The sequence below is a fragment of the Streptomyces sp. Ru71 genome (genome assembly GCF_002920535.1).
Taxonomy (GTDB): Bacteria; Actinomycetota; Actinomycetes; order Streptomycetales; family Streptomycetaceae; genus Streptomyces.
Genome location: NZ_PQSS01000056.1, coordinates 17,918 through 32,746, shown reverse-complemented (window position 1 = coordinate 32,746; position 14,829 = coordinate 17,918). Strand labels below are relative to the sequence as shown.

Sequence of the window (14,829 nt, the reverse complement as noted above, 5' to 3'; positions counted from 1 at the left end):
TCACACGCGCGGCCCCGGCGGCCGGGTGCCCGGACGGCGCTCACGCAGCGCCGCCGCGTACACCTCCGCCGTGGCCGCCGCGGCCGTGTCCCAGCCGAAGGAACGGGCGTGCCGGGCCGCGGCCGCGCCCATGCGGGCGGTGAGGGACGGGTCGTCGGCGAAGCGGCCCAGGGCGCGGGCGTAGTCCTCGGGGTCGTGGCCGGTGACGAGGACGCCGCTGACGCCGTCGTGCACCGCGACCGGCAGACCGCCGACGCGTGCGGCGATCACCGGGGTGCCGCAGGCCTGCGCCTCGACGGCCACCAGGCCGAACGACTCGCTGTGGGACGGCATGACGAGCACGGACGCCGCCCGGTACCAGTCGGCGAGGGTGTCCTGCGCGACCGGCGGCCGGAACAGCACGACGTCGGAGATGCCGAGCGAGGCCGCCAGCTTGTGCAGCCCCTCCGGCCGGGCCAGACCGCTGCCGCTCGGGCCGCCCACCACCGGGACCACGATCCTCTCGCGCAGGCCTGGACGCCGCGTCAGCAACCGGGCCACCGCGCGCAGCAGCACGTCCGGTGCCTTCAACGGCTGGATGCGCCCGGCGAACAGCGGGATCAGCGCGTCCTGCGGGAGTCCCAGACGGGCCCGGGCGGCGGCTCGTCCGGCGGACGCGCCGGCCGGGTCGGGCCGGAACCGCTCCAGGTCGACCCCGGGGTGGACGACGGCGACCCGGCGCGTGTCGGCGTCGTAGTGGCGCAGCAGTTCGTCCGCCTCCCGACCGGTGTTGGCTATCAACCGGTCGGCCGCCCGTACGACGTGGGTCTCGCCCCGCACGCGGGCGGCGGGCTCGGGGGTGTCACCGTCCGCCAGCGAGGCGTTCTTGACCTTGGCCATGGTGTGCATGGCGTGGACGAGGGGGACGCCCCAGCGTGCGGCGGCGAGCCGGCCGACGTGGCCGGAGAGCCAGTAGTGGGAGTGCAGCAGGTCGTAGTGGCCGGGGCGGCGGCCGGCCCACTCCCGGGTCAGCCCGTGGGTGAAGGCGCACAGCTGGGCCGGCAGGTCCTCCTTGGCCAGGCCCTCGTACGGTCCGGCGGTCACGTGCCGCACCAGGACGCCGGGCGCGAGGGCGACGACGGGCGGGAGGGCGGCGGAGGTGGTCCGGGTGAAGATCTCCACCTCGATGCCGAGGGCGGCGAGGCGCCTGGCGAGCTCGACGACGTAGACGTTCATGCCGCCGGCGTCGCCGGTGCCGGGCTGGTGCAGCGGCGAGGTGTGCACGCTGAGCATCGCGACGCGGCGCGGGCGGTGGTCTGCGGGGCGGCTCACGCGCGCTCAGCACTCGATGACGTTGACGGCGAGGCCGCCGCGGGCGGTCTCCTTGTACTTGACCTTCATGTCGGCGCCGGTCTCCTTCATGGTCTTGATGACCTTGTCGAGGGAGACGTGGTGGCGGCCGTCGCCGCGCAGGGCCATCCGGGCGGCGGTGACGGCCTTCACCGCGGCCATGCCGTTGCGTTCGATGCACGGGATCTGGACCAGGCCGCCGACCGGGTCGCAGGTCAGGCCGAGGTTGTGCTCCATGCCGATCTCGGCGGCGTTCTCCACCTGCGCGGGCGTGCCGCCGAGCACCTCGGCGAGTCCCCCGGCGGCCATGGAGCAGGCGGAGCCGACCTCGCCCTGGCAGCCGACCTCGGCGCCGGAGATGGAGGCGTTCTCCTTGAAGAGCATGCCGATGGCGCCGGCCGCGAGCAGGAAGCGGACGATGCCGTCCTCGTCGGCGCCGGGGACGAAGTTCAGGTAGTAGTGCAGTACGGCGGGGATGATGCCGGCCGCGCCGTTGGTCGGGGCCGTGACGACCCGGCCGCCGGCCGCGTTCTCCTCGTTCACCGCCATCGCGTACAGGGTCACCCACTCCATCGCGCGGGGCGCCGGGTCGCCCTCGCTGCGCAGTGCCCGGGCCGCCGCCGCGGCCCGCCGGCGCACCTTCAGGCCACCGGGCAGGATGCCCTCGCGGCCCAGCCCGCGGGCGACGCAGCCCTGCATCACCCGCCAGATCTCCAGCAGTCCGGCGCGGATCTCCGCCTCGGTGCGCCAGGCCTTCTCGTTCTCCAGCATCAGCGCGGAGATCGACAGCCCGGTCTCCCTGGTGAGGTTCAGCAGTTCGTCGCCGGTGCGGAACGGGTGGGTGAGCCGCGTGTCGTCGGGCTTGATCCGGTCTGCGCCCACGGCGTCCTCGTCGACGACGAAGCCGCCGCCGACGGAGTAGTACGTCTTCTCCAGCAGCGGCACACCGTCGGCGTCGTAGGCGAAGAGGGTCATGCCGTTGGCGTGGTACGGCAGGGAGCGCCGGCGGTGCAGGACGAGCTGGGTGGAGGCGTCGAAGCCGATCTCGTGGGCCGAGCCGATCTCCGCGCCGAGCAGGCGCAGGCGCCCGGTGGCGCGGATCCGCTCGACGTCCAGGTCGGCCTGGACGACGTCGACGGTGTGCGGTTCGTTGCCCTCCAGGCCCAGCAGGACGGCCTTGGGCGTGCCGTGGCCGTGGCCGGTGGCGCCGAGGGAGCCGAACAGCTCCGCGCGCACGGCGGTGGTCTGGGCGAGCAGGCCGTCGGTCTTCAGCCGGGCGGCGAACATCGCGGCGGCGCGCATCGGGCCGACGGTGTGCGAGCTGGAGGGGCCGATGCCGATGGAGAACAGGTCGAAGACGCTGATTGCCACGCCATACTCCGGGGGACGGGCGGGGCGTGCCGGCAGGTCGCGGGCACGCCCCTGCGGGAGGGGGATCGGGTGGACGGGCGGGGCCCGGGCTCAGACGCGCGCGAGCGCGGGCGGGCCGGGGCGCACGCGGTCGCGGGCGGGTGCCCGGCGGCTCACACGGTGGCGGTCGCGGTGGCGGGGGCGAGGGTGCGGCGCAGGCGGTTGAACAGCTTGGGCTGGTTGAGGGAGAGCACCGCGACGGGGGTGTCCTCGCGCCGGTAGACGGCCGTGAAGCAGCGGCTGTCGAGGTCGCCGTCGACGACCTGCGGCTCCGCGCCGGGCGCGACGTGTCCGGCGAGCTGGATGCGCACGTGGTACTGGTCGGACCAGAAGTACGGCGCGGTCGGCCGCGGCTGCGCCGGGACACCGGTGAGCAGGGTGCGGGCGGCCGTCGCCGCCTGCTCGGTGGCGTTGCTCCAGTGCTCGATGCGGGCGTAGCGCCCGGTGAACGGGTTGGGGCAGCGGGCGACGTCGCCGACGGCGACCACGCCGGGGACGCTGGTGGCGCAGCCGGCGTCGCACACCACCCCGTCGTCGACCTGGACGCCGGACCCGGCGAGCCAGTCGGTGGCGGGCCGCACGCCCACGCCGACCACGACGATGTCGGCGGGCAGCTCGCGCCCGTCCGTCAGGCGTACGCCGGCGACCCGGCCGTCACCGGTGAGTCCCGCCACGCCGGTCCCGGCCAGCAGGCGCACCCCGTGGTCGGTGTGCAGCGAGGAGCACACCCGGCCCATGGCGCGGCCCAGTTGGCGTTCCAGCGGTATGTCGAGCGCCTCGACGACGGTGACCTCCAGGCCGAGCCCACGGGCGGTGGAGGCCACCTCGGCGCCGATGAAGCCGGCGCCGATGACGACGACGCGGGGCAGGCCGTCGAGCAGTTCGGCGCGCAGGGCCCGGGCGTCGTCCAGGGTGCGCAGGGTGTGGACGCCGGCCAGTCCGTCCATGCCGGGGAGCATGCGGGGGCTCGCGCCGGTGGCGACGACCACGCCGTCGGTGCGCAGCCGGCGCCCCGAGTCCAGGGTCACCGAGCGGTCCGCGGGGTCGAGGCCCGCGGCGCGCTCGCCGAGCAGCCACCGCACGTCCAGGTCGTCGTACTCGGCCTGGTCGCCGAGTGCGAGGGCGTCCTCTTCGAGAGCGCCCTTGAGGAAGTCCTTGGACAGCGGCGGCCGGTCGTAGGGGAGGTGGAGCTCCTCCCCCACGACGACGATGCCGCCGTCGTAGCCCTCCGAGCGCAGTGCGCGGACCGTGCTCAGTCCCGCCAGCGACGCTCCGACGACGGTGATGCTCATGGGGACCTCCGGGGGTGCCGACAGGGAGAGGGCCTGTTCGTCCGGCCTGTTTCAGGCTGTTTCAGATAGCACAACTTCAAGCGTTATGCGCAACATGCTTTCGGCGGGCCGGTGCGTTGTCAAGAGAAGGCGCGGCATGAGTTCCGGATGACGCAGGGCGTTGCGAAGAGCGCATCAGGGCGCCGGTCAGAGTTCCGCGTCGTCCCACTGGTCCAGCAGGGCGTCGCCCAGGGCCTCGTCGGGCCCGGACTCCGGGGCGTCCACGGACTGTTCGCTCCAGATGACCTTGCCGCGGGCGGCGTAGCGCACTCCCCAGCGCCGGGCGAACTGGGCGACGAGGAACAGTCCCCGTCCGCCCTCGTCGGTGGCTGCGGCGCGGCGCAGGTGCGGGGAGGTGCTGCTGCCGTCGGCGACCTCGCAGATCAGGCTGTCCCGGTCGTACAGCAGCCGCAGCCGCACCGGCTCGGCGCCGTAGCGGATGGCGTTGGTGACCAGCTCGCTGAGGATCAGCTCGGTGGTGAAGGCGATGGCGTCCAGGCCCCACGCCTCCAGCCGGCGCATACAGGCGGCGCGCAGCGGGCCGAGGGCGGCGGGGTCGCTCGGCACGTCCCAGTCGGCCACCCGGCCGGGGTCCAGCAGCCGGGTGCGGGCGACCAGCAGGGCGATGTCGTCGCGGGGGCGGTCGGGCAGCAGGGAGTCGAGCACCGCCCGGCACGCCTGCTCCGGGTCCCGGCCGGGGTGCGCGAGCGCGCCGGTGAGGAGGGCGAGGCCGGTGTCGATGTCCCGGTCGCGGTCCTCGACCAGCCCGTCGGTGTACAGGGCGAGCAACGAGCCCTCGGCAAGCTCCAGTTCGGCGGTCTCGACCGGCAGGCCGGCTCCGAGGCCGAGCGGGGGCGAGACGGGGACCTCGGGGAAGGCGACGGTGCCGTCGGGGTGGACCACGGCGGGCCCGGGGTGCCCGGCCCGGGCTATGCAGCACTTCCCGGAGACGGGGTCGTAGATGGCGAACAGGCAGGTGGCGCCCGTGATGCCGGCGCGCTCGCCGTCGCCCACGGCTTCGGTGTGCTCGCTCTCGTCGATGTGGGCGACCAGCTCGTCCAGGTGGCTCAGCAGCTCGTCCGGGGACAGGTCGAGGGCGCAGAAGTTGTGCACCACCGTGCGCAGCCGGCCCATGGTCGCCGCCGCGTGCAGACCGTGGCCGACGACGTCGCCGACCACCAGGGCGACCCGGGCGCCGGGCAGCGGGATGACATCGAACCAGTCCCCGCTCACGCCGCCGCCCTGCGCGGGCAGATAGCGGTGGGCCACGTCCAGCGCGGACTGCTCGGGCAGGGCGCGCGGCAGCAGGCTGCGCTGCAGGGTGACCGCCATGGTGTGCTCGCGGGTGTAGCGGCGCGCGTTGTCGATCGCGACGGCGGCGCGGGCGGCCAGTTCCTCGGCGAAGGCCAGGTCCTCCTCGGTGAAGGCGTCCATGTCCGAGCGCCAGAACTCGACCATGCCCAGCGCCATGCCACGGGCCCGCAGAGGCGCGGTGATCAGCGAGTGGATGCCGAAGTCCAGCACCCGCCGCGCCCGCTCGGGGTCCCGCGCCTGCCAGTCGGGGGCGGCGCGCAGATCGGGCTCCAGCACGGCGTGACCGCGTTCGAGCCCCGGAATCTGCGGCAGGTCGGGCACGAGGGCGGTCTCGGTGTGCGCCGGGTGCAGCGGATGGCCCTCCCGCACCCCGCGTACGGCGGCGCGGTGCATGAGCGGGCTGCCGCCGTCCGGTTCCTCGCCGCGGCGGACCGCGTCGAGCAGTTCCACGGTGGCGAAGTCGGCGAACCGGGGCACCGCGACCTCGGCCAGCTCCTCGGACGTGCGCACCACGTCGAGGGTGGTGCCGATCCGCAGGCCCGCCTCGTACAGCAGTTGCAGCCGTTCGCGCGCCCGCTGGGCCCGGCCCGCCAGGGCGCGCAGTTCGGTGGTGTCCCGCAGGGTCGCCACGCTCCCGGCCGGGCCGCCGTGCGGCGCGGTGGGGCGGACGTTGACCGCCAGCAGCCGCTCCCCCTCCAGGAGCACCACGTCGGTGGCGGCCGCGCCCGACGTCAGCAGGGCCGCGGTGCGCGGGGCCAGGCCGATCTCGCCGACGGGCCGGCCGTCCGCGTCGGCGGGCAGGTCCAGCAGCCGGCGGGCCTCGTCGTTGGCGAGCAGCAGCCTGCCCTCGCCGCTGACCACGAGCACGCCCTCGCGCACCGAGTGCAGCACGGCGTCGTGGTGCTCGTACATGCGGGTCATCTCGGCCGGCTCCAGGCCGTGCGTCTGGCGCCGCACCCGGCGGCTCACCAGCACCGTACCGATCGTGACCAGCGCCAGCCCGGCGGCGGCCGAGCCGAACAGCAGCGGCAGCTGCTCCGTCACCTTGCGCTCGACGCTCTTGACCGTGATGCCGACGGACACCAGCCCGACGACCCTTCCGTCGGCGTCCGTGACCGGGACCATCGTGTCCACGGCACGGCCGACGCCGGGCGTGTCGTACGTCGCCTGGTGCACATGACCGGCGAGCGCGTCGGCGTAGGAGCCCACGACGTGCTTGCCGATCAGCCGGGGGTCGGGGTGGGTCCAGCGGATTCCGGCCGGGCTGAAGGCGATGATGTAGTTGACCCGGGCCAGCCTGCGGGCCTCCTCGGCGCGCGGCTGCAGCAGGGCGCTCGGGTCGGCGGACCGCATGGCCCGCAGCGTGCCGGGGGCGTGCGCGAAGGTCTCGGCGCCGACAAGCGAGCGCTCCTTGGCCTCCTGGAGGCTGGTGCTGCGGGCCTGCAGTACCAGGGCCACGACGGCGGCGACGACCAGCAGCAGGACGACGGCCACCTGCAGGAGGAGGACCTGGCCGGCGACGCTGTGGACGTTCAGCACGGACGGCAGGCGGGCGGGCGCCCGCTGTGGACCGTCGCGTCCGTCCTCGGACCCGTCCGGCCGCTGTGCGGCGTCGCGGCCGTCCGCCGGCCGGGCCGGTCGCGCTGGGCCCGGCGGACGGGACTCACCCCGTTGCATGCCCATGCCTCCAGTATGGGTGGCCGTCCCCGGCAGGGATCCGCGGCGCGCAGCCGGAGGGTGGCCCGTCCACCTGCCGGAGGGGCCGAGCGGCAGGTGGACGGGCGGTACGGGGAGGAGCAGGCGTCAGCCGAGGGGCTGGACGCCGAGCCTGTCCTGCAGCCAGGTGTGGAAGGCGCCGATGTGGTGCTCGCTGGGCACCAGCACACCGCCCTTGGCGTAGGCCCGCGAGCTCATGCCGGGCTGGGTGCGCTCGCAGGCGTCGAAGTCCTGCTGGTTGACCCGGTGGAACAGTTCCACCGAGCGCTCCACGTCCTTGCCGCTCTCCACGACGTGCGGCAGGTAGAGCCAGTCGCACTCGACGATCGTGCGGTCGTGCGCCAGCGGGTACATCCGGTGGAAGATCACGTGGTCGGGCACCAGGTTGATGAACACCTGCGGCTTGACGGTGATCGCGTAGTAGCGGCGGTCCTGGTCGTCGGCGACGCCGGGGATGCGGTCCAGGCCCTCGGAGCCGTCGACCGTGAAGCCCTTGACCTCCTCACCGAACTCCGCCCCGTGCCCGACGTAGTACTGGGCGGCGTACCCGTCGGCGAACTCCGGGAGCACCTCGGTCAGTTCGGGGTGGATCGTCGCGCAGTGGTAGCACTCCATGAAGTTCTCGATGATCAGCTTCCAGTTCGCCTTCACGTCGTACGTGATCCGCCGGCCGACCTTCAGATCCTCGACCCCGTAGTTCTCGATCGACTCGGTGTCGCCGAGCCGCTCGATCACCGCGCCGATCACGTCCTGCTCGAAGGACGGCGGGGTGTCGGCCAGGCACACCCACACATAGCCGAGCCACTCGCGCACATGGACGTTGACCAGGCCGTACTCGGTGCGGTCGATGTCCGGCATCGACGTCAGGTTGGGCGCGGCGACGAGCTTGCCGTCCAGGCCGTAGGTCCAGGCGTGGTAGGGGCACTGGAAGGCGCGCTTGACCTCACCGGACTCCTCGGTGCACAGCTTGGCGCCGCGGTGCCGGCAGATGTTGAGGAACGCCTTGACCGAGCCGTCCCGGGAGCGGGAGACCAGCACGCTCTCGCGGCCCACCTGGACGGTGCGGAACTGGCCGGGCCTGGCCAGCTCCGAGGCGCGGGCGACGCAGAACCACATGGTCTCGAAGACGCGCTCCTGTTCCAGGGCGAAGACCTCGGGGTCCGTGTAGTACTCCCCGGACAGGGTGGCGATCAGGCTGGACGGAAGGCTGGTCGTCGTCATGGCGGTCACCTCGGGATGTGTGTCGGTATCGGTGGAGTCTCGAAGCCGCAGTCGTGCGGGAGCGGACCGGGTGTCAGACCCGCACCCGGCGCGGGTCGAAGAGGGCGATGGGGTGCTCGGTGGTGCCGGTGGTGGCCAGGTCGGCGATGATCTCGCCGATCACGGGCACGAACTTGAACCCGTGGCCGGAGAAGCCGCAGGCCACGGTCACCTGCGGGTGGTCGGGGTGCTGGGCGAGGACGAAGTGCTCGTCCGGGGTGTTGCTGTACATGCAGGCCGCGCCCTTGAGGAAGCGGCCGGGCAGGGCGGGGATGCGGGTGCGCAGATGGTCGGCCATGGCGGCGATCTCGCCGGGGTGGATCTCCCGGTCGAGGGTGTCGGGGTCGGCGGCGGCGCCCTTGCGGAAGAAGGCGACCTTGGCGCCGCCGTCGGGGCCGTCCAGCGCGGGGAAGCCGTAGATCTGGGTGCCGTCGGGGTCCTCCCAGATGTAGACCGGGTGCCGGTCGGCGGTGAACGGGCCGGTGCCGCCCTCGGGCTGGAACCAGTACATGACCTGGCGCTCGACGGTGACCGGCACTCCCAGGCCGGACAGCAGTTGCGGCGCCCAGGCGCCGGGCGCGAACACCAGCCGGTCGGCGGTGTAGGCGCCGCGGTCGGTGACCACCCAGGCCTTGCGGCCGGGGCCGTCGGCCTCCCAGCCGAGGACCAGTTCGGCGAAGTGCAGATCGGCCCCGTGGGCCTTCGCCAGCTCCAGGTGGGCGGTGACGGTGGCCTCGGGCCGCGCCACACCGGCCCGGCGCTCGAAGAAGGCGACGTCCTCGGCGGCCGGGGTGAAGGTGGGGAAGCGGCGCCGGATGTCGGCGGCGCCGAGCACCTCGTGGTCCAGGCCCCACTCGTGCGCGCTGCGCAGGGTGCCGGCGAAGGCCTCGCTGTCCTCGCGGCCGATCATCAGGCCGCCGGTCTCGGTGAAGACCTCGCGGCCGGAGTCGACAGCCAGCTTCTGCCACAGTTCGTGGGCGCGCAGCAGCAGCGGCACATAGGCCGGGTCCTCGAAGTAGGCCTGCCGGTAGATCCGGGAGCCGCCGTGGCTGGAGCCGAGGCTGTGCGCCGGGCCGAAGCGTTCCAGGCCGAGCACCCGCTGCCCGCGGGCGGCGAGGTGGTAGGCGGCCGCGCTGCCCATCCCGCCCAGACCGACGACGATCACGTCGTACGAAGTGGCCATCTGTCCCTCTCCTGAAGTCGTGCCGTTGGTGGGGTGTGCTCGTGCCCGGCTCAGCGCCGGGCGCCGGCGGACGGGTCGGGGCACCCGGTCCCGGCCGTCACAGGACGACCACCGAGCGCAGGACGTCGCCGCGGCGCATCGTGTCGAAGGCGCTCTCCACCTCGTCCAGGGCGATCGTCTCGGTGACGAAGTCCTGGAGGTCGAAGCGGCCGCGCAGATGGAGGTCGATCAGGGCGGGGAAGTCCCGTGAGGGCAGGCAGTCGCCGTACCAGGAGGACTTCAGCGCGCCGCCGCGCCCGAAGAGGTCCAGCAGCGGCAGTTCGACGACCGGCTCCGGGCCGGGCACGCCGACCAGGACGGCGGTGCCGGCCAGATCGCGGGCGTAGAAGGCCTGCCGGTACGTCTCGGGGCGGCCGACGGCGTCCACGACGACGTCGGCGCCGAAGCCGCCGGTGAGGCTGCGGACGGCCTCGACGGCGTCGATCCTGGAGGAGTCGACGGTGTCGGTGGCGCCGAACCGCTCGGCCCACTTCAGCTTCCGCTCGTCGACGTCGACGGCGATGATGCGGCGCGCACCGGCCACCTTGGCGCCCGCGACGGCGGCCATGCCCACGCCGCCGCAGCCGATCACGGCGATCGAGTCACCGCGGCCGACGCCGCCGGTGTGGACGGCGGCGCCGAAGCCGGCCATCACCCCGCAGCCGAGCAGTGCGGCCGCGGTGGCCGAGGCGGTGGGGTCGACCTTGGTGCACTGGCCGGCGGCGACGAGGGTCTTCTCGGCGAACGCGCCGATGCCGAGCGCCGGGGACAGCTCCTGGCCCGTGCCGGCGAGGGTCATCTTCTGCTCGGCGTTGTGGGTGTCGAAGCAGTACCAGGGCCGACCGCGCAGACACGCCCGGCACTGCCCGCACACCGCACGCCAGTTGAGGATCACGAAGTCGCCGGGTTCGACGTCGGTGACGCCCTCGCCGACGGACTCGACCACGCCGGCCGCCTCGTGCCCGAGCAGGAAGGGGAAGTCGTCGCTGATGCCGCCCTCCCGGTAGTGCAGGTCGGTGTGGCAGACCCCGCAGGCCTCGACCCTGACCAGCGCCTCACCGGGGCCGGGGTCCGGCACCAGGACGGTCTCGACGGAGACCGGGGCGCCCTTGTGCAGGGCGACGACGGCGCGTACCTCGTGTGTCACTTGCCGATCTCCTCGAAAGGGGGAGAGGGATGTCGGAACCGGCGTGCCCGGCGCCTGGGGGAAGGCCGCGATCGAGCCACGCGATTGTTGCGTAATGCGAGATGCACTTCGCTATGAGAAACAGTCACACTGTCATCCCTCTGGGTGAGCAGTGTCAAGGGGTCGGCCGGGCGAAGTTCGCGGACCGGGAACGCGGGCGGCCGGCCGCCCCGGAACAGGGGCGGCCGGCCGCATGCGGGGGGGTGCGAAGGGCGTCAGGAGCGCTCCAGGTCGTGCTCCCGCTCGGGCGCCGAGGAGCGCCGCGAACGGCCCGGCAGGGCGCTGGTCTCCGCCAGGGTGCGGCCGCGCGTCTCCTCGGCCCACGCCACGGACACCAGCCAGCCCACCAGGGTGATGCCGGCGCCGATCAGCATGGTCGTGCCGATGCCCAGCCGGTCGAGCGAGATGGGCAGCAGATAGGTGCCGGCCGCGGCGCCGATGCGGCTGATCGAGGTGGCCACGCCTCCCGCCGTGGCCCGGATGCCGGTCGGGAACAGCTCGTTGGGATACGTCCACTCCAGGACCGTCGGACCGCCCGAGAAGAGGGCGTAGGCGCAGAAGCAGGCGACGACCACGGCGATGGGCAGCGCCGAGCCGCCGCCGAGCACCGCGAGCGGGATCACCATCAGCGCGAACGACCACACGATGACGGGCCGGCGCCCCACCCGGTCCACCAGCCGCAGCGCGGGGATGCAGCCCAGCACGAAGACGACGCTGATCAGCGCCGAGCCCAGGTTGGAGCTGTTGCCCTCGCCGAGCCCGAAGGAGCCGAGGATGGCGGGGCCGAAGGTATACAGGGCGAACATCGGCGTGATCTGACACATGTAGAACAGGCCGCAGAACAGCGTCCGGCGCAGATAGGCGCCCTGGAACAGATCACGGAAGCGGCTGTGCCGCTCCGACTGCTCGGCCTCCGCCGCCGCGACCAGCTGCCCGATCGGGACGGTGCGGCCGAGGGCCTTCTGGATCGCCCGCTGGGCGTCGGCGGTACGGCCCTTGTTCACCAGCCACAGCGGCGATTCGGGAGTGCCGATGCGCATCAGCAGGATGACGCCGCTCAGCACGGCGCCCGAGGCGAGCATCCAGCGCCAGGTGCCCGCGCCGCCGAGTTCGGCCATCACATAGCCGACGACATAGGCGGCCGCGGCGCCGACGTACCAGGCCAGGATGAGGACGCCGAGGAGGCGGCCGCGATGCCGGTTGGGCACCCACTCGGCCAGCAGGGACGTGGCGATCGGGTAGTCGGCACCGATGGCCATGCCGAGGACGAAGCGCAGCACGACGAACTGCCAGGTCTCGGTGGCGAACACCGAGAGCACCGACCCTCCGACGAGGACGGCCAGGTCGATCGTGTACATCGCCTCGCGGCCCAGCTTGTCGGTGACGGCGCCGAAGAACAGGCCGCCGACGAAGATGCCGACCAGGGCGGCGGCGCCGATGAGGCTCTCGTCCCCGGTGGTCAGGTTCAGTTCGTTGCTCATGCCGACGAGTGCGACGCCGATGATGCTGAGCAGATAGCCGTCCAGGAACGGGCCGCCTGCGCAGGCCCAGGTGAGCTTGCGATGGAATCTGCTCAGCGGTGCCTCGTCGATGGCACGGATCGACATCGAACCTCCTGCGTCTGGGGGACGGTGGACTGAGTTGCGCTCCGCAGAACGCGTCTCTGCATACGCAACCGAACCGTGACAGCGTTTCGCCGTCAAGACGCCGGGCGCAAGCTCTTGTAACTTCTCCGGTCACCAGGTGTTGCACATTGCGCATCGCAATGCGCAATGAAGAACAGACCCCTTGACCGCTCACCGCCACCACGGGACGATGTTGCGTATCACTCTCATCGTTGCGCATTACGCATCAACGGAGGATGCCATGTCTCCTCGCCCGCAGCCCGGCCGCGAGTTCGTCCTCACCCTCTCGTGCCCCGACCGCGCCGGCCTCGTCCACGCCGTCACCAGCTTTCTGGTACGGCACTCCGGCAACATCCTGGAGAGCCAGCAGTTCGACGACCGCCTCCAGGACCGCTTCTTCATGCGGGTGCACTTCGACGTCTCGCATCCGGGCGTCTCCCTGGAGCAGCTGCGCACCGGCTTCGGCCCGGTGGCCGAGGCGTACCGGATCACCTGGCAGCTGCACGACGCCTCGACCCCGACACGGACGCTGATCATGGTGTCGAAGTTCGGCCACTGCCTGAACGACCTGCTCTTCCGCCAGTCCACCGGCGCGCTCAACATCGAGATCCCGGCGATCGTCTCCAACCACCGGGACTTCGAGGCCCTGGCCCGCAACTACGACATCCCGTTCCACCACATCCCGGTGACCAAGGACAACAAGGCCGAGGCCGAGGCCAGGCTGCTGGAGCTCGTGGACGAGCTGGACATCGACCTGGTGGTGCTCGCCCGCTACATGCAGATCCTCTCCGACGACCTGTGCAAGCAGCTCGACGGGCGGGCCATCAACATCCACCACTCGTTCCTGCCGAGCTTCAAGGGCGCCCGCCCCTATGTCCAGGCGCACGAGCGCGGAGTGAAGCTCGTGGGGGCCACGGCGCACTACGTCACGCCCGACCTCGACGAGGGCCCGATCATCGAGCAGGACGTGGTCCGCGTCGACCACTCCCACGCCCCGGACGAGCTGGTCACCCTGGGCCGCGACGTCGAGGCGCGGGTCCTGGCGCGCGCGGTGGAGTGGCACAGCGAGAGCCGCGTGCTGGTGAACGGCAACTGCACGGTCGTCTTCCGCTGAGACCGGTGAATCCACGACGGCCCCCATGACAGGAGGGGCCGTCGTATATTCCCTGTGCACTCTCGGGTTCACCGGGCCCTGACGCGCCTATAGTTGCGCCATGAGCAACTACACCGCAGATAGCGAAACAGCGGGGCCCGCGGTGAACGGGGTGCAGTCCGTCGACCGTGCCGTGAGTGTCCTGGAGATCCTCGCCCAGCGCGGCGAGGCCGGCGTCAGCGAGGTCGCCGCCGAGATAGACGTCCACAAGTCGACCGCGTTCCGCCTGCTCGGCGCCCTGGAGGCGCGCGGCCTCGTGGAACAGGCGGGCGAGCGCGGCAAGTACCGGCTCGGCTTCGGGATCGTACGCCTGGCCGGCGCGGTCACGGGCCGCCTCGACATCACCCAGCAGGGCCGGGAGGTGTGCGAGCGGCTCAGCGAGGAGATCGGCGAGACGGTCAACATCGCCGTCCTGCAGGAGCATTACGCCGTCAACCTGTACCAGGTACGCGGACCGGGCGCCGTCGGCACCCACAACTGGGTCGGACAGCTCACCCCGGTGCACGCCACATCCAGCGGCAAGATCCTGCTCGCCCATCTGCCCGCGTCCCAGCGCGACGAGGTGCTCGCGGCCTCCGGGCTGCAGAAGCTCACCCCGCACACCCTGACCGCCCGGACCAGGCTGGAGAAGGACCTCGACGAGGCGCGGGAGCGCGGATACGCCGTCACCATGGAGGAGCTGGAGATCGGGCTGCACGCCATGGCAGCCCCCATCCGTGCACACCACGGCGAGGTCATCGCCGCGATCAGCGCCTCCGGCCCCGCGTACCGCTTCACCGAGGAGCGGATGCACGAGCTGGCGCCCCTGCTGGTCAAGGGAGCGCAGGAGATCAGCCACCGGATGGGATACGTCGGCTGAGCCGTCGGCGGCGCGAAGCCGTCACGAGGTGCGGAAACCGCGGAAGCTCACCCGCCGCCGCGTCGTGAACCCGAGCCGCTCGTACAGCGCGACCGCCCCGGTGCCGGCCTCTGCCACGTGCGGGAACGGACGATCGCCGCGCGCCACGACACGGGCGGCCAGCGTGCCCACCAGCCGGACGGCGTGGCCCCGCGCGCGTGCCTCGGGGGCGGTGCACACGGCGCTGATCTCCGTCCAGCCCGGGGGCCTCAGCCGCTCGCCGGCCATCGCCACCAGTCTGCCGTTCTCCCGGATGCCGAGGTAGGTGCCCAGCTCGTGCGTGCGCGGCCGGAGCGGCCCCGGCCGGGTCCGCCCGACCAGATCCAGCATGCGGTGCGAGAGCGCGCCGGCCACGGCGGCCGGGCCGGCGCCGTACCTGCCCCGG

Annotated in this window: 10 protein-coding genes and 1 pseudogene; 2 read left to right on the top strand and 9 right to left on the bottom strand. The window is 72.7% G+C overall.

The window, feature by feature from the left end:
• From mshA to C3489_RS26955, 8 genes are all read right to left on the bottom strand, one after another.
• Positions 1 to 1,272, bottom strand: a complete 1,272-nt coding sequence (gene mshA / locus C3489_RS26990; protein ID WP_103784683.1) for a D-inositol-3-phosphate glycosyltransferase — start codon at positions 1,270 to 1,272, stop codon at positions 1 to 3.
• Positions 1,273 to 1,317: 45 nt separating this feature from the next.
• Positions 1,318 to 2,700 (bottom strand): L-serine ammonia-lyase, encoded by a 1,383-nt coding sequence (locus C3489_RS26985; RefSeq protein WP_103784682.1) that lies wholly within the window; start codon positions 2,698 to 2,700, stop codon positions 1,318 to 1,320.
• 152 nt (positions 2,701 to 2,852) lie between these two features.
• Positions 2,853 to 4,031, bottom strand: coding sequence for an NAD(P)/FAD-dependent oxidoreductase (locus C3489_RS26980; protein ID WP_103784681.1), 1,179 nt, complete (start codon positions 4,029 to 4,031; stop codon positions 2,853 to 2,855).
• Between the two features lie 186 nt (positions 4,032 to 4,217).
• The gene (locus C3489_RS26975) at positions 4,218 to 7,061 is read right to left on the bottom strand and encodes a SpoIIE family protein phosphatase (protein ID WP_374936784.1); all 2,844 of its coding nucleotides are present in this window, start codon (positions 7,059 to 7,061) and stop codon (positions 4,218 to 4,220) included.
• Positions 7,062 to 7,187: 126 nt separating this feature from the next.
• Positions 7,188 to 8,321, bottom strand: coding sequence for an aromatic ring-hydroxylating dioxygenase subunit alpha (locus tag C3489_RS26970; RefSeq protein ID WP_103784679.1), 1,134 nt, complete (start codon positions 8,319 to 8,321; stop codon positions 7,188 to 7,190).
• A gap of 73 nt (positions 8,322 to 8,394) precedes the next feature.
• Complete coding sequence (solA, locus tag C3489_RS26965) at positions 8,395 to 9,543, bottom strand: N-methyl-L-tryptophan oxidase (protein ID WP_103784678.1); 1,149 nt, start codon at positions 9,541 to 9,543, stop codon at positions 8,395 to 8,397.
• A gap of 97 nt (positions 9,544 to 9,640) precedes the next feature.
• Complete coding sequence (locus C3489_RS26960) at positions 9,641 to 10,729, bottom strand: S-(hydroxymethyl)mycothiol dehydrogenase (protein WP_103784677.1); 1,089 nt, start codon at positions 10,727 to 10,729, stop codon at positions 9,641 to 9,643.
• Between the two features lie 254 nt (positions 10,730 to 10,983).
• On the bottom strand, positions 10,984 to 12,375 hold the full coding sequence (locus C3489_RS26955) for an MFS transporter (protein ID WP_103784676.1): 1,392 nt from the start codon (positions 12,373 to 12,375) through the stop codon (positions 10,984 to 10,986).
• A 259-nt stretch (positions 12,376 to 12,634) separates the two neighbouring features.
• Here C3489_RS26955 and purU point away from each other — a divergent pair, with 259 nt between their 5' ends.
• A complete protein-coding gene (gene purU / locus C3489_RS26950) occupies positions 12,635 to 13,507 on the top strand; it encodes a formyltetrahydrofolate deformylase (protein ID WP_103784675.1) in 873 nt (290 codons plus the stop codon).
• 100 nt (positions 13,508 to 13,607) lie between these two features.
• Positions 13,608 to 14,405, top strand: a complete 798-nt coding sequence (locus C3489_RS26945; RefSeq protein ID WP_103784674.1) for an IclR family transcriptional regulator — start codon at positions 13,608 to 13,610, stop codon at positions 14,403 to 14,405.
• 21 nt (positions 14,406 to 14,426) lie between these two features.
• Here the strand turns inward: C3489_RS26945 and C3489_RS26940 are convergent.
• A pseudogene (locus tag C3489_RS26940) lies at positions 14,427 to 14,774 on the bottom strand (GNAT family N-acetyltransferase); the annotation flags it as partial.
• Positions 14,775 to 14,829: the final 55 nt, after the last annotated feature.